15 protein-coding genes are annotated in these 18863 nt (G+C 62.8%); 14 read left to right on the top strand and 1 reads right to left on the bottom strand.

Translation table 11 applies throughout. The annotated features are described in order from the left end of the window. Positions 1-74: 74 nt before the first annotated feature. The 9 genes from NKH95_RS28025 (at position 75) to NKH95_RS27985 (ending at position 10769) form a co-directional block, all read left to right on the top strand. Complete coding sequence (locus NKH95_RS28025) at positions 75-1661, top strand: ABC transporter substrate-binding protein (protein WP_023813638.1); 1587 nt, start codon at positions 75-77, stop codon at positions 1659-1661. 16 nt (positions 1662-1677) lie between these two features. Continuing rightward, on the top strand, positions 1678-2637 hold the full coding sequence (locus NKH95_RS28020; RefSeq protein WP_352629889.1) for an ABC transporter permease: 960 nt from the start codon (positions 1678-1680) through the stop codon (positions 2635-2637). Between the two features lie 9 nt (positions 2638-2646). Next, the gene (locus NKH95_RS28015; RefSeq protein WP_027039888.1) at positions 2647-3471 is read left to right on the top strand and encodes an ABC transporter permease; all 825 of its coding nucleotides are present in this window, start codon (positions 2647-2649) and stop codon (positions 3469-3471) included. Next, complete coding sequence (locus NKH95_RS28010; protein ID WP_352672745.1) at positions 3471-5126, top strand: ABC transporter ATP-binding protein; 1656 nt, start codon at positions 3471-3473, stop codon at positions 5124-5126. Before NKH95_RS28015 ends, NKH95_RS28010 begins: the two co-directional genes overlap by 1 nt. Positions 5127-5309: 183 nt before the next feature. Beyond that, positions 5310-6899 (top strand): ABC transporter substrate-binding protein, encoded by a 1590-nt coding sequence (locus tag NKH95_RS28005; RefSeq protein ID WP_352629893.1) that lies wholly within the window; start codon positions 5310-5312, stop codon positions 6897-6899. A 98-nt stretch (positions 6900-6997) separates the two neighbouring features. Then, positions 6998-7837 carry an alkaline phosphatase family protein gene (locus tag NKH95_RS28000; RefSeq protein ID WP_023813643.1) on the top strand — a complete coding sequence of 280 codons (840 nt, stop codon included), beginning with the start codon at positions 6998-7000 and terminating at the stop codon, positions 7835-7837. Between the two features lie 271 nt (positions 7838-8108). Then, positions 8109-8675 (top strand): sigma-70 family RNA polymerase sigma factor, encoded by a 567-nt coding sequence (locus NKH95_RS27995; protein WP_023813644.1) that lies wholly within the window; start codon positions 8109-8111, stop codon positions 8673-8675. Beyond that, positions 8672-9340: a hypothetical protein gene (locus NKH95_RS27990; protein WP_023813645.1), complete on the top strand. Its 669-nt coding sequence runs from the start codon at positions 8672-8674 to the stop codon at positions 9338-9340. The genes NKH95_RS27995 and NKH95_RS27990 overlap by 4 nt, the downstream gene beginning before the upstream one ends. Next, on the top strand, positions 9330-10769 hold the full coding sequence (locus tag NKH95_RS27985; RefSeq protein ID WP_023813646.1) for a S8 family serine peptidase: 1440 nt from the start codon (positions 9330-9332) through the stop codon (positions 10767-10769). Before NKH95_RS27990 ends, NKH95_RS27985 begins: the two co-directional genes overlap by 11 nt. A 32-nt stretch (positions 10770-10801) precedes the next feature. Here NKH95_RS27985 and NKH95_RS27980 read toward each other — a convergent pair whose 3' ends face one another. Further along, positions 10802-11824, bottom strand: coding sequence for a substrate-binding domain-containing protein (locus tag NKH95_RS27980; RefSeq protein ID WP_023813647.1), 1023 nt, complete (start codon positions 11822-11824; stop codon positions 10802-10804). A 361-nt stretch (positions 11825-12185) separates the two neighbouring features. Between NKH95_RS27980 and NKH95_RS27975 the strand changes: the two genes are divergently transcribed. The 5 genes from NKH95_RS27975 (at position 12186) to NKH95_RS27955 (ending at position 18744) form a co-directional block, all read left to right on the top strand. Beyond that, positions 12186-13541 (top strand): ABC transporter substrate-binding protein, encoded by a 1356-nt coding sequence (locus NKH95_RS27975; protein WP_127267791.1) that lies wholly within the window; start codon positions 12186-12188, stop codon positions 13539-13541. 227 nt (positions 13542-13768) lie between these two features. Next, the gene (locus tag NKH95_RS27970) at positions 13769-14782 is read left to right on the top strand and encodes a carbohydrate ABC transporter permease (RefSeq protein WP_023813648.1); all 1014 of its coding nucleotides are present in this window, start codon (positions 13769-13771) and stop codon (positions 14780-14782) included. A 1-nt stretch (position 14783) separates the two neighbouring features. After that, a complete protein-coding gene (locus tag NKH95_RS27965) occupies positions 14784-15938 on the top strand; it encodes a carbohydrate ABC transporter permease (RefSeq protein WP_352794646.1) in 1155 nt (384 codons plus the stop codon). A 4-nt stretch (positions 15939-15942) separates the two neighbouring features. Next, positions 15943-17607, top strand: a complete 1665-nt coding sequence (gene bglA / locus NKH95_RS27960; protein WP_352893914.1) for a beta-galactosidase BglA — start codon at positions 15943-15945, stop codon at positions 17605-17607. A gap of 24 nt (positions 17608-17631) precedes the next feature. After that, a complete protein-coding gene (locus NKH95_RS27955; protein WP_023813651.1) occupies positions 17632-18744 on the top strand; it encodes an ABC transporter ATP-binding protein in 1113 nt (370 codons plus the stop codon). Positions 18745-18863: the final 119 nt, after the last annotated feature.

Genomic DNA, 18863 nt, shown 5'->3' with positions numbered 1-18863 from the left:
TGCGGTCATTATTCTCCTCACAAGAAACAAGTAAAACGACCGCAGAGTCGAACCAACAGAGTGAGGAACTCAAAATGTCGAACGAACTGGAATTTCTTAGCCGGCGTGTCGCGTCGGGCAAACTGAGCCGTCGTGATTTTCTCGGCCGGGCGGCGGCGCTCGGTATCTCCGCGCCCTTCGCCAACTCGCTGCTTTCAAGCGCGGCACGCGCGGCAGGTCCGGTCAAAGGCGGCACTCTGAAGGCCGGACTTGTCGGCGGCGAGTCCACCAACAGCCTTGATCCGGCACTGTTCATGACTCAGGTGCCGTTCGCCTTCGGCAAGATGTGGGGCGAATTGATCGTCGAGCTTTCGCCGGAAGGCAAGCTCGAGAACCGCATCGCCGAGGAGATCGGCTCGTCGGACGACGCCAAGGTATGGACGCTGAAGATCCGCGACGGCGTCGAATTCCACAACGGCAAGACGGTGACCGCCGAGGACGTGGCCGCCACACTTGAGCGCCATTCCGACGAGAAGTCGAAATCCGGCGCGCTCGGCTACATGAAGGGCATCGAGACCATCAAGGCCAGCGGCAAGGAAGTCGTGCTGACCCTGAAGGAAGCCAATGCCGATCTGCCCTATTTGCTCAGCGACTATCACCTGATCGTCCAACCGAATGGCGGCAAGGATAAGGCCGACGCAGGCATCTCGGCCGGTCCTTACAAGGTCACGACCAATGAGCCCGGCGTGCGCCATGGCGGCGAGCGTTTCGCCAATTATTGGCAGGGCGACAAGATGGGCCATGCCGACCAGATCGAGATCATCGTCATCAACGATGCGACGGCGCGCACCGCCGCCCTGCAAGGCGGCCAGGTCAACATGATCAACCGCGTCGAGCCGAAGATCGTCGACCTGATCAAGCGCCTGCCTGGCGTGACCATCCGCAACCATGCGGGTCCTGGCCACTATGTCTTCATCGCGCATTGCAACACCGCCCCCTTCGACAACAACGATCTGCGCATGGCCCTGAAGCTGGCCATCGACCGCGAAGAAATGCTCGACAAGATCCTGCGTGGCTACGGTTCGATCGGCAACGATTTCCCGATCAACGCTTCCTACCCGCTGTTCACTGATATCGAGCAGCGCAAGTACGATCCCGACAAGGCCAAGTTCCACTTCAAGAAGTCGGGCCATGACGGCGCCGTGCTGCTGCGGACTTCGGACGTCGCTTTCCCGGGCGCCGTCGACGCTTCCCAGCTCTTCCAGCAGAGCGCTGCCAAGGCCGGCATCAAGATCGAGCTCAAGCGTGAGCCCGGTGACGGCTATTGGAACGAGGTCTGGAACAAGCAGCCCTTCTGCGCTTCCTACTGGGGTGGCCGCTCGACCCAGGACCAGATGTACTCCACCGCTTATCTGTCGACCGCCGACTGGAACGACACGCGTTTCAAGCGCCCGGACTTCGACAAAATGGTGCTGGCCGCGCGCGCCGAGCTAGACGAGACCAAGCGCAAGCAGATGTACCATGACATGGCTGTCCTGGTCCGCGACGAAGGTGGCCTGATCTTGCCGATGTTCAACCAGTTCATCGACGCTACCGGCGCCAAGGTCGACGGCTGGGTCGACGATCCACATCAGGAGCTGATGAACGGTTACGCGCTGGCGAAGTGCTGGCTCGAAGCCTGAGCTTGGCCTTGCGGATATGTCCTCACCCATCTTGAAACTGGTGGCCCAGCGCGTTGCGCTGGGCATTCTCCTCTTGTTGGCCGTTTCGGTCCTGATCTTCGCCGGCACCCAGATCTTGCCCGGCGACGTCGCGCAAGCCATTCTCGGACAATCGGCGACACCGGAGTCGCTCGCCAATCTGCGCGAGCAACTCGGGCTCAACCAGCCAGCCTATCTCAGGTATTTTCATTGGCTGGGCGGCGTGCTGACCGGCGATCTCGGCACGGCCATGTCGAGCGGGCAGGATATCGCCACGTCGATCAAGGGACGGCTGTGGAACACGCTGTTCCTCGCCTTCTGGGCAGCGATCGTCGCCGTGCCGCTGGCGATCATCCTCGGCCTGATCGCGGTACGCTATCGCAATGGCTGGGTCGACAAGCTGATCTCCGGGCTGGCGCTGGCCTCGACCTCCTTTCCCGAGTTCTTCATCGGCTACGTGCTGGTCTATTTCTTCGCCGTGAAATGGCAAATCTTCCCCGGCATCTCGACCGTCTATGACGGCATGCCTTTTGGCGAGCGCATGCAGGCGATCGCCCTGCCGGCGGCAGCGCTGACGCTGGTCGTGCTCGCCCACATGATGCGCATGACACGCGCGGCGATCCTCAATGTCATGCAGTCGGCCTATGTCGAGACGGCGGAACTGAAAGGCCTGTCGGCCTTCAACGTCATCCGCAAGCACGCCTTCCCCAATGCCATCGCGCCGATCATCAACGTCGTCATGCTCAACCTCGCCTATCTGATCGTCGGCGTCGTCGTGGTCGAGGTGATCTTCGTCTATCCGGGCATGGGGCAGTATCTCGTCGACCACGTCACCAAACGCGACGTGCCGGTGGTGCAGGCGGTCGGCCTGATCTTCGCCGCCGTCTACATCAGCCTGAACATCATTGCGGACATCGGGGCTATCGTCGCCAATCCGCGTCTCAGACACCCGAAATAGGGGGCGGATATGCTCGATATCAAACGCATCCCCATCCCCGCGCTGATCGGCATTATCCTGACGACGCTGTTCGTGCTGGCGGCGGTCTTCGCACCGTGGATCGCACCGCACGGCAATGGCGAAATCGTCGGCGATGTCTGGGAACCGATGTCGGCTGCCCATTTGCTGGGCACCGACAATCTCGGCCGCGACCTGCTTTCGCGCATGATCTACGGTGCCCGCATCACTTTGTTCATCGCGGTGCTGGCCACCGCGCTGTCATTCTCGCTCGGCGCCATCCTCGGCTTCTCGGCGGCGGTGTTCGGCGGCTGGTTCGATACGCTGCTGTCGCGCCTCGTCGATCTCTTGATGTCTATCCCGACGCTGATCATGGGTCTCGTCGTGCTGTCCGTGCTGCCTACCAATCTGGTGACGCTGATCCTGGTGATGGGCATTCTGGACTCGACCCGCGTCTATCGCCTGTCGCGCGCGGTCGCCGTCGACATCAACGTCATGGACTATGTCGAGGCGGCGAAACTGCGTGGTGAGGGCAGCGGCTGGATCATCTTCCGCGAGATCCTGCCCAACGCATTGTCGCCGCTGGTTTCCGAACTCGGTCTGCGCTTCATCTACGCGGTGCTGTTCCTGTCGACGCTGTCGTTCCTCGGCCTTGGCGTGCAGCCACCGGACGCCGACTGGGGCGGCATGGTCAAGGAAAACAAGGACGGCATCGTCTTCGGCATCGCGGCCGCACTCATCCCGGCGGCGGCGATCGCCTTGCTGGCGATTTCCGTCAACCTGGTTGCCGACTGGGTGCTCAACCGGACGACAAGCCTCAAGGGAGGACGCGGGTGATGGCCGACACCAAAGCGAAACCTGGCTTGTTGCTCGACATCCGCAATCTGCGCATCGAGGCCACCGTCTTCCCGCCCGGAGAGCCGCCGAAGAACATCGTGCTGGTGCACGATGTCTCGCTGACGCTCGAGAAGGGCAAGGTGCTCGGCCTGATCGGCGAATCCGGGGCCGGCAAGTCGACCATCGGTCTGTCGTCGATGGGCTATGGCCGCGGCGGCGTACGCATCACCGGCGGCGAGGTCATCCTGAACGGCCGCGACATCCTCAAGGGCGGCAAGGATGGCTTCCGCAAATTACGCGGCCGCGAAGTCTGCTATGTCGCGCAGTCGGCGGCAGCGGCCTTCAATCCGGCGCACAGACTGATGGACCAGGTGGTGGAAGCCACGCTGCTGCACGGCACCGCGACACGAGCCGAGGCCGAGAAGCGCGCGGTTGCGCTGTTCAAGAAGCTCAGCCTGCCCAACCCCGAAACCATCGGCGAGCGTTTTCCGCACCAGGTTTCGGGCGGCCAGTTGCAGCGTGTGATGACGGCGATGGCGCTCTGCTCCGAGCCGGACCTGATCGTCTTCGACGAGCCCACAACGGCGCTCGATGTGACGACGCAGATCGACGTGCTGGCGGCGATAAAGGACGCCATCCGCGACACCCATGTCGCTGCGCTCTACATCACGCACGACCTTGCCGTCGTCGCCCAGGTCTCCGACGAGATCATGGTGCTGCGCCATGGAAGGCTGGTCGAATGGGGCGGCACGCGGCAGATCATCAAGGAGCCGCGTCAGGAATACACCAACGCGCTTGTCTCGGTGCATGAGATCGAACACCAGGAGCAGAAGCCCGGCACGGCACCGTTCCTGTCGGTGAAGAACATCACCGCCGCCTATGGCGGCAGCCATATCAAGGTGCTGAAAAACGTCTCCGTCGACATCTATCCGGGACAGACGCTTGCCGTGGTCGGCGAGTCCGGCTCTGGCAAGTCGACGCTGGCGCGCGCCATCACCGGTCTGCTGCCGCCCGAACAGGGCACCGTCACCTTCGACGGGCGCCCGCTGGCGAACCGGCTGGCCGACCGGCCGAAGGAGGATTTGCGCCAGCTGCAGATGATCTATCAGATGGCCGACGTGGCGATGAATCCCCGCCAGACCGTCGCCACCATCATCGGCCGGCCGCTGGAGTTCTATTTCGGCATGCGCGGCCGCGAGCGTGACAGGCGCGTTACCGAACTGCTCGACAAGATCGAGATGGGCAAGGGCTTTTCCGACCGCTACCCGGCCGAGCTTTCCGGCGGCCAGAAGCAGCGCGTCTGCATTGCCCGGTCGCTTGCCGCCAAGCCCAAGTTGATTATCTGCGACGAGGTCACCTCGGCACTCGATCCGCTGGTGGCACACGGCATTCTCGAGCTGCTGCTCGAGCTGCAGAAGGAAGAGAACGTCGCCTATCTGTTCATCACGCATGACCTCGCCACTGTGAAGTCGATCGCCGATTCGATCGCGGTGATGTATCGCGGCGAGGTGGTGCGCTACGGCCCCAAGAGCAAGGTGCTGAGCCCGCCCTTCGACGCCTACACCGACCTGCTGCTCTCCTCGGTTCCAGAGATGGAAATCGGCTGGCTGGAAAAGGCAATCAAGGGACGGCGCATGGCCAGCGCGGGGAACTAAAGCAATTCCGGGAAAACTGGAGACCAGTACTCCCGGAAGAAATGCAGGGCGCTTCCCTGGAAATCGCGTCAGATCAAGCCGCCACATCGGGGCGCCGGCGACCGTCATCCGGATGCAACACTAGAACGCCACACGTCCTTCGGGACAAGCGCCGCTCGCACGACTTTTAAACAGGGGTAGGACATGAAGACTGAATTCGATTATCTCGCTGAACTCGCCGGTCAAGGCCGGATATCGCGTCGCGCCTTTCTCGGGCGCGCCGCCGCGCTCGGCGTATCGGCGGCCCTGATGCCGGCGCTGGCCGGCAAGGCATTTGCCCAGACGGCGGTGAAGGGCGGTATCATCAAGGCCGGCCTGCAGGGCGGTGAATCCACCAACAGTCTCGATCCGGCGTTGAACCTCAGCCAGGTTACCTTCAGCTTCGGCAAGCTTTGGGGCGAGTATCTCGTGCGCCTCACACCGGACAACAAGCTGGTCAACCTGATTGCCGAGGAGATTGGCGCCTCGGCCGACGCCAAGACATGGACAATCAAGATCCGCGACGGCATCGAGTTCCACAATGGCAAGACGGTCGGCGCGGAGGATGTTGCCGCCACCATCGAGCGACATGCGGATGAGAAGTCCAAGTCCGGAGCACTCGGCATCCTCAAGAACATCAAGGGGATCAAGGCGAGCGGCAAGGAGGTCATCGTCACGCTCGGCGACGCCGATGCCGACTTCCCCTATCTGATGGCCGACTATCATCTCACCATCCAGCCGAATGGCGGCAAGGACGATCCGAACGCCGGCATCAGCGCCGGTCCCTATAAAGTTAGCGTCAACCAGCCCGGCGTGCGCCATGGCGGCGAGCGTTTCGCCAATTACTGGCTGCGCGACAAGGCCGGCCATGCCGACCAGGTCGAGATCATCGTCATCAATGATGCGACCGCACGGCTTGCAGCCTTGCAGGGCGGCCAGGTGCACATGATCAACCGCGTCGAACCCAAGGTCGTCGATCTGGTCAAGCGCATCGCCGGCGTTTCCATCGAGAACGTCTCGGGCAAAGGCTACTATCCGTTCAACATGTTCTGCGACACCGCACCTTTCGACAGCAACGACCTGCGCATGGCGCTGAAGCTAGCCATGGACCGCGACGAGATGCTGGAAAAGATCCTGCGCGGCTATGGCTCGGTGGGTAACGACTTCCCGATCAACGAGGCCTATCCGCTGTTTTCCGCCGACATCGAACAGCGCAAGTTCGACCCGGAAAAGGCAGCGGCAGCCTACAAGAAATCCGGCCACAGCGGCTCGATCGTGCTGCGCACCTCGGACGTCGCTTTTCCGGGCGCCGTCGATGCCGCACAGCTCTATCAGCAGTCCTGCGCCAAAGCCGGCATCAAGATCGAGATCAAGCGCGAACCCGGCGACGGCTACTGGTCTGAGGTCTGGAACAAGCAGCCTTTCTCGCTCTCCTACTGGGGCGGACGCGCCACGCAGGACCAGATGTATTCCACCGGCTATGTCTCGACCGCCGACTGGAACGACACGCGCTTCAAGCGGCCGGAATTCGACAAGATGCTGTTTACCGCGCGCGGCGAGCTCGACCAGGCCAAGCGCCAGGCGATCTACCACGATATGGCAGTGATGATGCGTGACGAAGGCGGGCTGATCGTGCCCTTCTTCAACCAGTTCATCGACGCGGCCGCCACCAACAAGATCGGCGGCTATGCCAAGAGCCCTATCGGCGAAATGATGGACGGCTACGCGCTTGCCGAGTGCTGGCTCAACGCTTGAGCGGACTCTGATCGTCCGATTTCATCTATCAAGAACGCCGTGTGCCCGGGACGGCACACGGCGTTCCCGTTTCAACCGCCAACCGCATGGAGCAGCTCATGGCGCTCAAATCCAAGCTTCTGCTGATCATCCTCGATGGCGTGCCCTACCGGAACTGGCGCCGGCTGATGGGCAATCTCGAAGGTTGGGTGCAATCGGGCGAGGCGCGCGTCTGGAAGATGCGCTCGGTGCTGCCGTCGACCTCGGCCTGCTGCTATGCGTCGATCCACACCGGGGTCTCACCGCAGGTGCACGGGATTCTCTCCAACGAGAACCGGTTCCGCGTCGAGCAGCCCGATATCTTCTCCGAGGTCAGCAAGGCAGGCGGCAAGACGGGGGCGGTGACCCATTCCTACTGGTCGGAGTTCTTCCGCGCCTATCCGTTCGACCTGGTCGAGGACATGGAATTCGACGAGCCAAGCGGGCCGATCACGCATGGCCGCTTCCACACCATGACCGGTTACAATCTTCGCAACCAGATGACGCCGAGCGATGTCGACCTGTTCGCGACACTGACGATGCTGACGAAACGCCATGGCATCGACTACGGCATCCTGCACACCTGCACGCTGGATTCGATGGGGCACCGCTTCGGCCACGACTGCCATGAGATGGACCACGCTGTCTATGCGATGGACGGCATGCTGGCGGCCTTCCTGCCGCGCTGGATCGAAGCCGGCTATGAGGTGATCGTCACCGCCGATCACGGCCAGACCGATCGTGGCCATCATGGCGGCCATGACGACGAGATGCAGGATTTCGCGCTGTACTATTTTGGACAAGATAAGGGTCCGCAGGCCGACACGCTGCTCGACCAGCTGCAGCTGGCGCCGACAGTGCTGAGCCGGCTGGGTGTGGCAATACCGGAGACGATGAAGGCGAAGCCGTTTTTGGGGTGACAAGCGCTCCGTTGGCGTCCCCCTCTCCCCGTCCTTTACGGGAAGAGGGTAAGGATGAGGGCAGCGCCAACATGGCATATGAACAGCGAACGCCGGCGCCGCCCCTCATCCGCCTGCCGGCACCTTCTCCCCGTATAGTGACGGGGGAGAAGGGATGCTCTGGCAACCGCCCCGCTCTTCGGTTAGCCTCCTAAAAATTCCTTGGCGGAGGATGAACCTTTTTGGACCGATCAGCGACAGAGCAGACAGGAGCCAGGCGGCTCGACCGGCCATGACGGCAGCGACGGAGACCGATCGCGCTCTCGTCGACCGGGTCGCGAAGGGCGACCGTGCCGCCGTGCGGCTCCTGTTCATGCGTCACCATGCGCGGGTCTACCGCTTCGTGACGCGCCAGACGGGATCGGAAATGATGGCCGACGATATCGCCAACGAAGTCTTCCTCGAGCTGTGGCGCCAGGCGCCGGGCTTCGAAGGGCGCTCCGAAGTCTCGACATGGCTGCTCGGCATCGCCCGTTTCAAGGCGCTGTCCTTTCTGCGCAAGAAGAAGGAAGACTGGATCGACGACGAGGCCGCCGCCGCGGTGCCCGACGGCGCCGACACGCCGGAAGTCGTCACCATGAAGGAAGACAAGGCCGCCGCCCTGCGGCGCTTCGTCGAAACCTTGCCCGAAGAGCATCGCGTCGTCATCGATCTTGCCTATTATCACGGACAGTCGGTGAGCGAGATCGGCGAGGTGCTCGACATTCCGGTCGCCACCGTCAAGACCCGGATGTTCTACGCCCGCAAGAAACTCGGAGAGGCCCTCAAGGCCGCCGGTTACGACAGGGGGTGGCCATGAGCGCCGCTGAAAAGATGTCGCGCCGCGACGAAATGGAAACGCTGCTGCCGTTCTACCTGAACGGCTCGCTGGAAGGTTCCGATCTGGAAGCGGTCGAGGAATGGCTGGCCAGCGATCCGGCCGCACTTGCCGCCCTTGGTGAGGCTGAAGCCGAATTCTCCGGCGCCACGGCCGCCAACGAAGCAATCCGGCCGCCGGCCGATGCGCTCAGCCGCTTTGCCAAGGCACTCGACGCCGAGGCCGGGCCTGCGCGCAAGCCGGCAGGATCGTCCTGGCTGGCGCAGGCCTGGGGCCGCTTCATGGCGGTGCCGGTCGGTGTCGCCTGGGCGGCAGCCGCGGTTCTGCTGGCCCTGGTCATGGTGCAGTCGTTTGTCGAACCAGGCGGCAAAGGCAATGATTTCGAGATTGCCGGCGCGGAAAACGATCCGGCGAAAATGCCGTTCGCCCTGGTCAAGTTCAAGCCGGATGCCAACATGTCGGACATATCCGCCTTCCTCGGCAGCAACGGGCTGAAGATCATCGGCGGACCGACCGCCGACGGCGTGTTCCGGCTTGGCATTCCGGCCCCGACCGCTGCCGACTACAACAAGCAAATCGGCCTTGTTGCCGCCCAGGCTTTCACGGAAACTGTGATCGAGGGAAGGAAACCCGTTGATGGCGGCTGAGGCAGTCATTCGATTTGCGGCAATCCTTGCGGCGGCGATGACAATCGTCGCCGTGCCCGCGTCGGCGCAGACCAACGACCCCAATCCAGACCAGACCAAAATCGACTGCCGCGACGGGACCAATGCGGCGGGAGCCGACTGCGCCAAGAACGGCAATGACACAAAGGGCGGATCGGACGCAGGCCAATCCGGCGCCGTCTTCCTGCCGGCGCTGATCGTCGACCTGTTTCCCAACCCGGAGGCGCCTCCGACCCCTGTGCCGACGCCACGGCCGGCACCCGCGACGCTGCCTGCCGATACTCAAGCCGGCCCCCCGCCTGGCGGCCCGATCGTCTCGCCGACCGATCTCATCGCCGTTCAGCCGCGGCGCGCCGTGGTCGGCGATTTCGTGCCCGACGAGGTGCTGGTGACCGTCGACGGCGATGCCGGTGCCGTGCAGCAGATCGCCGCCTCCTTCGGCCTGCAGGTGCGCTCGCAGCGCCAGTCGCGGCTGCTTGGCACCACGCTGGTGCGCTTCGGCATTCCCGACGGCCGGCCCGTCGGCGTCGTGCTGGCGCAACTGGCCGCCGACGGCCGCACACAGCGGCGCGAGCCCAATCATGTGTATTCGCTGCAGCAGGCCGCCGGCATCGTCAACTATGCGTTCGATCATATCGCGCTCGATTCCAAACAGGCCAGCGGCGAAAACGTTCGCATCGCGGTGATCGACACCGGCATCGACGACACCAACCCGGCGCTGTCGGGCGTCATTGCCGGGCAGTTCGACGCCATGCCCGACGTGCCGATCGAAAAGCGCGATCACGGCACGTCGATCGACGGGCTGATCGCCGGCGTCGGCGTGCTGGAAGGCATGGCGCCGGGCGCAAAAATCTATCACGCCCGCGCCTTCGAGGGCGGCAAGTCGACCATGGACGTCATCCTGTCGGCGCTCGACTGGGCGGCGGAACAGGACGTGCGCATCATCAATATGAGCTTCGTCGGGCCGAAGAACGATTTGCTCGGCGTCGCCTGCCGCAATGCCCGCGCACTCGGCATGGTGCTGGTCGCCGCAGCCGGCAACAACGGGCCGAAGGCGCCCTATGGCTATCCGGCGGCCTTCGATGGTGTCATCGCAGTCACCGCCACCGACGCCAAGGATGGGCTGATGCCGCAGGCCAATCGCGGCGCCTATGTCTTCATCTCGGCGCCCGGCGTCGAGATGGTGGCGCCGAGCGGCGGCGGTTCGGACGTGGTCACAGGCACCTCGTTTGCGGCGGCGATCGTGAGTGGCGCCATCGCCAATCTCATCCATGCCGCGCCTGATCGTTCGGCCGACGACATCGAGAAAGCGCTCGCGGCGACGGCCAGGGATCTCGGCCCAAAGGGACGCGACAATGATTTCGGCTACGGGCTGCTGGACATCAAGGCGGCAGGGGCTGCGAAGGAGTAAGGTCGGCGCTTGCAGCGCTTCGGGAGACAGTTCTAAACAGGCGCCCCCGCCACCGATCCCCTAACCACCAGGTCGACCGGCCAGACCTCTCCGCGGGCACCCTCCTCCAGGCCGGAAATCCGTGCCGCCAGCCGCTCGGCGACACGGGCGCCGGCCAGACGGATCGATGAACGCGTCGTTGACAGCGGCACCGAAAAATTCTCCGGCCTCAGCCAGGGGAAGACATCGTCATGGGCGATCAGCGACACGTCGCCCGGAATGCTCAGGCCGAGGTCGCGCACCGCACGCACGACGCCCAGCGCCATGATCAGGCTGGAGCAGGCGATCGCGGTCGGCGCGTCGTCCTCTTCCAGCAAGCGCCTGGTGGCGCGATAGCCGTTCTCCTCGGTCATATCGACCGAGCAGACATGGCGTTCGCTCAATGTCAGTCCGCTCGCGGCAAGCGCCCGGCGCACGCCGCGTTCTCGATGGATGGCGAAGGTCTCGCGGTCGTCACCATTGATCAGCGCCAGCCGCCGATGACCGAGCTGGATCAGCAGCCTGGCCGCTTCGTGGAAGGCGCCCTCATTGTCGATGTCGGTAAAAGCATAGTCGAAGTCGAAGCCCTCACTGCGGCCATGGACGATGAAGGGAATGCCGAGCGTGTTGACCAGCGCCACGCGCCGGTCAACGGGCCGCGGCGAGGAGATGTAGACGGCGTCGACCTGCCGGTTGGCGACGATGCGCCGGTAGGTGGTTTCCTGGTCGTCGGCGTCGGCCGGCGACAGCACAAGATCGAGCTCGTGCGAGCGGGCATAGTCGCCAAGACCGGACAGGAACTCGACGAAATGCGGATCGATGTCGACGGACGCACCGGTCGGCAGGACATAGCCGATCATGCCGGTCTTGCCGGTCGCCAGCCGGCGCGCGCTCGGGTTGGGACGGTAGCCATGGCGCTTGGCGGCATCCATGACACGCCTGCGCGTTTCCTCGTTGACCTCGGGATAGCCGTTCAGAGCGCGGCTTACCGTGGTTTGCGAAAGTGCCAGCATGTGGGCGAGCTGCTTGAGGTTCACGAAAGTCTCCATTCCCTCAAAGCGCTTTTAAATTGAATCGACCCAAGTGCCACCGAGGCCGAGCCATACAAGCCGAACCATAGACGCGGTTTGGGCGTGTTTGAAACAAAAATTGCTGCTGCATCGCCATAATAGTATGCTGCAGCGCACTTTCAGGAGTTAAGATGCGCGAACCTAAATCGATTAATTCGCCAGCCTCTTGACTTCCTGGCAATTCAATGGCGTGATCGAAAAAGCCAAAGCGCTTTGGAAGACTCTTCGAAAGGTTGCGGTTCCTTTCCGACTGAGTCACAGTCCTGCGGCGTCGGCGGGCGGAATGGAGGTTCCGTCCGGTGTGTGAGACCCACTGGGAGGAATACCGATGAAGAAAATGCTTTTGCTGGGTGCTGCGTTTGCCACGTTCGCCCTGAACGCGCCCGCGCAGGCCGAACTGAAGTTCAAGCCCGGCGAAGACAAGCGCTTCAACTGGGCGAACTACGAAGAACTCAAGAAAGTCGACCTCAAGGGTGAGACACTGTCGATCTTCGGGCCGTGGCGCGGCGAGGACGAAGGCCTGGTGCGCGGCGTTCTCGACTATTTCTCGGAAGCCACCGGCGTCGAGATCAAATACTCCTCCTCGGAGAATTACGAGCAGCAGATCGTCATCGACACACAGGCCGGCAGCCCGCCCAACATCGCCGTGCTGCCCCAGCCGGGCCTGATCCAGGATCTGGCATCGAAGGGCCTTTTGACGCCACTCGGTGACGACACCGCCAAATGGGTCAAGGACAATTATGGCGCCGGCCAGTCATGGGTCGATCTCGGCACCTTCAAGGACAAAGACGGCAAGCCGGGCTTCTTCGCCTTCCCTTACAAGGCCGACGTGAAGTCGCTGGTCTGGTACTCGCCGGATAATTTCGAGGAAGCCGGCTACAAGGTGCCGAAGACCCAGGAAGAACTCGCCGATCTCGAAAAGAAGATCATCGCCGATGGCGGCAAGCCATGGTGCATCGGCCTCGGCTCCGGCGGCGCCACCGGCTGGCCGGCGACCGACTGGGTCGAAGACCTGATGCTGCGCACCCAGCCTCCGGAGGTCTACGACAAATGGGTGAAGAACGAGATTCCGTTCAACGATCCGGCGGTGGTCAACGCCATCGACATATTCGGCAAGATCGCGACCGACGACAAGATGGTCGACGGCGGCGCCAAGGCGGTTGCGGCGACCGATTTCCGCGACAGTCCGAAGGGTCTCTTTTCGGTGCCGCCGAAATGCTACCTGCACCACCAGGCATCGTTCATCCCGACCTTCTTCCCGGAAGGCACCAAGGTCGGCCAGGACGCGGACTTCTTCTACTTCCCGCCCTATGCCTCCAAGCCTGAACTGGGCACGCCCGTGCTCGGCGCCGGTACGCTGGCGATGATCACCAAGGACAGCAAGAGTGCGCGCGCGTTCATCGAATTCCTGAAGATGCCGCTCGCCCACGAGATCTGGATGGCCGAAGGCGGCTTCGTGACGCCGCTCAAGTCGGTCAACAAGGATGCCTATGCCAGCGACGCGCTGAAGAAGCAGGGCGAAATCCTCGCCAATGCCTCGACTTTCCGCTTCGACGGTTCCGACCTGATGCCGGGCAAGATCGGCGCCGGCGCCTTCTGGACCGGCATGATCGACCTGGTCGGCGGCAAGTCGGCGCAGGACGTCGCCACCGACATCCAGAAGAGCTGGGACGCGATCAAGTAGCGGCCGGCACGTAAGCGACCAACCATTCTCGCACTGGGTCCGGGCCCTACTGGCCCGGATCCGACGGCGGCCCGTGCCGCAGCCTTTCGTCATGAGCGCATTGACATGAAGCGCGATCGGCAATGTGCGCAAACCGCCGATGACGTGCTCCAAACAACTGAATCGGCGCCTGGTCCCCGTCACCAAGGTCATTCCTTGTCGGATCATGCGCAGGGGGAGAGGGACCCATGGCGGCTCAGATTTTCTCGGCCATAACTGTCATCATCATCGGGGTCGGCGGTTGCGTCGCCTATTTCTGGGGCGCCAACAGGCTGGTCGACCTGATATTCCCGTCACGCGGCGTCGCCGGTGCCGCGGCCATCGACAATCTGCGCCGGCAAGGGCTGGTCCGGCCATGGCTGTTCGTCGGTCCGGCGATGATCATCCTCACCATTTACCTGATCTATCCGGTGGTCGAGACGCTGCGGCTGTCGTTCCTCGATCGCAGCGGCATCAATTTCGTCGGCCTGGCGAACTATGAATGGGCGTTCGGCGATCGCGAGTTCCGCAACTCGATCCTCAACAACATCATCTGGCTCGCGGTGGTGCCGGCAGCTTGCACCTTCCTCGGGCTGATCATCGCCGTGCTCACCGACAAGATCTGGTGGGGCACGATCGCCAAGAGCCTGATCTTCCTGCCGCTGGCGATCTCCTTCGTCGGCGCCAGCGTCATCTGGAAATTCATCTACGAGTATCGGGGCGAAGGCCAGACGCAGATCGGCATCCTCAACGCCATCATCCAGCATTTCGGCGGCCAACCGCAGGTCTGGATATCGCTGCCGTTCTGGAACAATTTCTTCCTGATGATCATCCTGATCTGGATCCAGACCGGCTTTGCCATGGTCATCCTGTCTTCCGCCCTGCGCGGCATCCCCGAGGAAACGCTGGAAGCCGCTGTCATCGACGGCGCCAATCCGTTCCAGATCTTCTGGAAGATCATGGTGCCGCAGATCTGGGGCACCATCGCCGTGGTCTGGACCACGATCACCATTCTGGTGCTCAAAGTGTTCGACATCGTGCTGACCATGACCAACGGCCAGTGGAACAGCCAGGTGCTGGCCAATCTGATGTTCGACTGGATGTTCCGCGGCGGCGGCGATTTCGGCCGCGGCGCCACCATTGCCATCATCATCATGATCGCGGTCATTCCGATCATGGTCTGGAACATCCGCCAGGCGAACAAAGAGACGGGAGGACATTGAGATGGCCGTCGCGACCGGAAATTCCTTCGCCAGCCGCTTTGGCGTCCACATCGCCGTGCTCATCTTCGTCGCGATCTGGACCATACCGACGCTCGGCATCCTGGTCTCGTCGCTGCGCGACAAGAACCAGATCATCGCCTCGGGATGGTGGAACTCGTTCGCCAGTTCCACCCAGACGGAAGCCGGCCGGCTGCCGCCCGCCTCGGCGCAAGCCGAGAAGGACGGCAAGTTCGTCCTCGAAGGCAATATCTTCGGCGACGGCGCCAAGCGCGACATCAGCGCCTTCGGCGTCAAATCGGCGGCGCCGACGCAGTATACCTCCGGCACGACAGCCGATCTCGGCGACGGCGTGACCTTGCAACTCAATGCCGACGGCAGCTTCGTCATGCAGTCCCCGAAAGCGTTCGAAGGCGATCGCGGCCAGCGCATCTACTATGCCTCATCGGCGCCGCCGAAATTCACCACCGACAATTACAGAACCGTGCTGTTCTCCGAGGGCATCGGACGGTCATTCATGAATTCGCTGACCGTCACTATCCCAGCGACAATCATCCCGATCCTGATCGCCGCCTTTGCCGCCTATGCGCTGGCCTGGATGCGGTTTCCCGGCCGGGCGCTGCTGATCGCGGTTATCATCGGCCTGCTGGTGGTGCCATTGCAGATGTCGCTGATCCCGTTGTTGAAACTCTATAATGGCGTCGGCGCTTTCTTCGGCATGCCGTCGAAGACCTATCTCGGCATCTGGCTGGCGCATACCGGCTTCGGCCTGCCCTTCGCCATCTACCTGCTGCGCAGCTACATTGCCGGCTTGCCGCGCGAAATCATGGAATCGGCGCGCATCGACGGCGCCAGCGATTTCGAGATCTTCGTCAAGATCGTCTTGCCGCTGTCGTTCCCGGTGCTGGCTTCGTTTGCCATCTTCCAGTTCCTGTGGGTATGGAACGATCTGCTGGTGGCGATGGTTTTCCTCGGTACAGAGGCAGACCAGATCGTGCTGACCGCCAAGCTCAACGCGCTGTTGGGCTCGCGCGGCGGCGACTGGGAGATTCTGACGACATCGGCTTTCGTGACCATCATTGTGCCGCTGATCGTGTTCTTCTCGCTGCAGCGCTATTTTGTCCGCGGGCTGCTTGCCGGCTCGGTGAAAGGAGGCTGAGACGATGCAATCCGCTTTGAAGGCCAGCTCGAAGCCTGACCTCGCCATCGATCGCGACTGGTGGCGGGGCGCGGTGATCTACCAGATCTATCCGCGCAGCTATCAGGACTCGAATGGCGACGGCATCGGTGATCTCAAGGGCATCATAGGCCGCCTCCCCTACATCGCCGCACTCGGCGCGGACGCCATCTGGATTTCGCCGTTCTTCAAGTCGCCTATGAAGGATTTCGGCTACGACGTGTCAGACTATTGCGATGTCGATCCGATGTTCGGCACGCTGGCCGATTTCGACGCGCTGACCGCCGAGGCACACAGGCTGGGCTTGAAGGTGATGATCGACGAGGTGCTGTCGCACACCGCCGACAACCACCCATGGTTCAAGGAAAGCCGGTCGAGCCGCAGCAACCCGAAAGCCGACTGGTACGTCTGGGCGGACGCCAGGCCGGACGGCACGCCGCCCAACAACTGGCTGTCGATCTTCGGCGGCTCGGCCTGGCAATGGGACACCAGTCGCCAGCAATATTACATGCACAATTTCCTGGCCGAACAGCCCGACCTCAACTTCCACAACCACGAAGTCCAGGACGCATTGCTCGACGTCACCCGCTTCTGGCTGGAGCGCGGCGTCGATGGTTTCCGGCTCGACACCATCAATTTCTACTTCCACAGCCAGGGCCTGGAAAACAATCCGCCGCTGCCGCCGGAAGAGCGCAACGACCAGACGGCCCCCGCGGTCAACCCCTACAACTACCAGGACCATCTCTACGACAAGAGCCGCCCCGAGAACCTCGGCTTCCTCGAACGGTTCCGCGCCCTGCTCGATGAATATCCGGCAACCGCCGCGGTCGGCGAGGTCGGCGATTCGCAGCGCGGGCTGGAAGTGGTGGCGGCCTACACCGCCGGCGGCAAGCGCGTGCACATGTGCTACTCCTTCGACTTTCTGGCGCCGGAAAAGATCAGTGCGGCCAAGGTCCGCTCGGTGCTGGAATCCTTCGGCAAGGTCGCCAGCGACGGCTGGTCGTGCTGGGCCTTTTCCAACCATGACGTGATGCGCCCGGCCTCGCGCTGGGCCGCCAATGAGGCCGACCCGACCGCCTACCTCAAGATCATCTCGGCACTGCTGATGTCCTTGCGCGGTTCGGTCTGCATCTATCAGGGCGAGGAGCTTGGGCTCGCCGAGGCCGACCTTCGGTTCGAGGATCTGCAGGACCCCTACGGCATCCGCTTCTGGCCGGAATTCAAGGGCCGCGACGGCTGCCGCACACCGATGGTGTGGGATGGCGGCGCCAAGAATGGCGGCTTCTCCCCAGCAAAGCCCTGGCTGCCGGTGCCGGCCAAGCATCTAGCGCAAGCGGTCAATGTCCAACAGGGCGACGAGGCTTCGCTGCTTGAGCACTACCGACGCTTTCTCACCTTCCGGCGTGCCCATCCGGCGCTCGCCAAGGGCGACATCACCTTCATCGAAAGTGAGGGAGATACCGTCGCCTTCACGCGCCGCGCAGGCAACGAGCAGATCGTCTGCGTCTTCAATCTGGGAGCAGGGCCGGCCAAGGTTGACCTTGGCGGCCGATCGCTGCAACCTCTGCCCGGGCACGGATTTTCGGGGCAGGCGAACAGCGGTTCCATCGAGCTTGGCGGCTACGGCGCCTGGTTCGGGCGTCTCGACTGAATTTCCAATCACTGGAGGAAACCAATGGCCGATGTCACGCTAAGACAAGTGAAGAAGTCCTACGGCAATCTGAACATTCTCCACGGCATCGACCTCGATATTAAGTCGGGCGAGTTCATCGTCTTCGTCGGCCCGTCGGGCTGCGGCAAGTCGACATTGCTGAGATCGATCGCCGGGCTCGAGGAAATCACCTCCGGCGAGCTTAGAATAGCCGGCGAAGTGGTGAACGACGTGCCGCCGTCGAAGCGCGGCATCGCCATGGTGTTCCAGTCCTACGCGCTCTACCCGCACATGACCGTCTACGACAACATGGCGTTCTCGATGAAGATCGGCAAAGAGAACAAGGCCGAGATCGACCGCCGTGTGCGTCAGGCCGCCGAGATCCTGCAATTGACCAAATATCTCGACCGCCTGCCCAAGGCGATGTCAGGCGGCCAGCGCCAGCGCGTCGCCATCGGCCGCGCCATCGTGCGCAATCCGAAGGTGTTCCTGTTCGACGAGCCGCTTTCGAACCTCGACGCCGCGCTGCGCGTCGCCACCCGCATCGAAATTGCCAAGCTCAAGGAATCGATGCCCAACACGACCATGATCTACGTCACCCACGATCAGGTCGAGGCGATGACGCTTGCCGACCGCATCGTGGTGCTCAAGGACGGCCATATCGAGCAGGTCGGCACGCCGATGGATCTCTACAAGAAGCCCGGCAATCTGTTCGTTGCCCAGTTCATTGGCTCGCCGGCCATGAACATCCTGCCCGCGACCATCGAAAAGACCGGCAATCCGACCGTCGTCAGCCATGTCGGCGGACGCAAGGCAACCGTGCCGATCGCAACGCCTGCTTCGGCGAAGGGTGCTGCGGTGAGCTTTGGCGTGCGGCCGGAGGACCTGATCATCGCCAGCGGCGCGGACTATCTGTTCGAGGGGACGGTCGACTATCTCGAGCAGCTCGGCGAGGTTCAGCTGGTCTATGTCGACATCGGTCGCGCCGACCTGCCGCTGGTGACCAAGCTGCCCGGCAATGTCGAGGTCAAGCGTGGTTCGACGTTGCGGCTGAGCGCCAATGGCGAGGACCTGCATATCTTCGACGCTGACGGACGGTCGTTTGCCCTTCATGAGGCTGAAGCGAAGGCGGCCTGAGGCAGGACCGCGTCTTGGACGCAAAAAGAGGGGCGGGGGATGGCCCCCGCGGGGTTTTTTTATATCAGCTTCGGGGGTTTTCGGGCGGATAGGTTACGGTCGCGGGCCCGGGGGGGGGG

This window comes from Mesorhizobium sp. M0848 (assembly GCF_040319805.1).
In the GTDB taxonomy this organism is placed as follows: domain Bacteria; phylum Pseudomonadota; class Alphaproteobacteria; order Rhizobiales; family Rhizobiaceae; genus Mesorhizobium.
Note: the sequence above shows the minus strand (reverse complement) of the source record. Positions and strands in the feature narration are given on the sequence as shown.

Excerpts from the sequence above, each read along its gene's own strand:
- NKH95_RS28025 (WP_023813638.1), top strand. The coding sequence starts at position 75 with ATGTCGAACGAACTGGAATTTCTTAGCCGGCGTGTCGCGTCGGGCAAA.
- NKH95_RS28020 (WP_352629889.1), top strand. The coding sequence starts at position 1,678 with ATGTCCTCACCCATCTTGAAACTGGTGGCCCAGCGCGTTGCGCTGGGC.
- NKH95_RS28015 (WP_027039888.1), top strand. The coding sequence starts at position 2,647 with ATGCTCGATATCAAACGCATCCCCATCCCCGCGCTGATCGGCATTATC.
- NKH95_RS28010 (WP_352672745.1), top strand. The coding sequence starts at position 3,471 with ATGGCCGACACCAAAGCGAAACCTGGCTTGTTGCTCGACATCCGCAAT.
- NKH95_RS28005 (WP_352629893.1), top strand. The coding sequence starts at position 5,310 with ATGAAGACTGAATTCGATTATCTCGCTGAACTCGCCGGTCAAGGCCGG.
- NKH95_RS28000 (WP_023813643.1), top strand. The coding sequence starts at position 6,998 with ATGGCGCTCAAATCCAAGCTTCTGCTGATCATCCTCGATGGCGTGCCC.
- NKH95_RS27995 (WP_023813644.1), top strand. The coding sequence starts at position 8,109 with ATGACGGCAGCGACGGAGACCGATCGCGCTCTCGTCGACCGGGTCGCG.
- NKH95_RS27990 (WP_023813645.1), top strand. The coding sequence starts at position 8,672 with ATGAGCGCCGCTGAAAAGATGTCGCGCCGCGACGAAATGGAAACGCTG.
- NKH95_RS27985 (WP_023813646.1), top strand. The coding sequence starts at position 9,330 with ATGGCGGCTGAGGCAGTCATTCGATTTGCGGCAATCCTTGCGGCGGCG.
- NKH95_RS27975 (WP_127267791.1), top strand. The coding sequence starts at position 12,186 with ATGAAGAAAATGCTTTTGCTGGGTGCTGCGTTTGCCACGTTCGCCCTG.
- NKH95_RS27970 (WP_023813648.1), top strand. The coding sequence starts at position 13,769 with ATGGCGGCTCAGATTTTCTCGGCCATAACTGTCATCATCATCGGGGTC.
- NKH95_RS27965 (WP_352794646.1), top strand. The coding sequence starts at position 14,784 with ATGGCCGTCGCGACCGGAAATTCCTTCGCCAGCCGCTTTGGCGTCCAC.
- bglA (WP_352893914.1), top strand. The coding sequence starts at position 15,943 with ATGCAATCCGCTTTGAAGGCCAGCTCGAAGCCTGACCTCGCCATCGAT.
- NKH95_RS27955 (WP_023813651.1), top strand. The coding sequence starts at position 17,632 with ATGGCCGATGTCACGCTAAGACAAGTGAAGAAGTCCTACGGCAATCTG.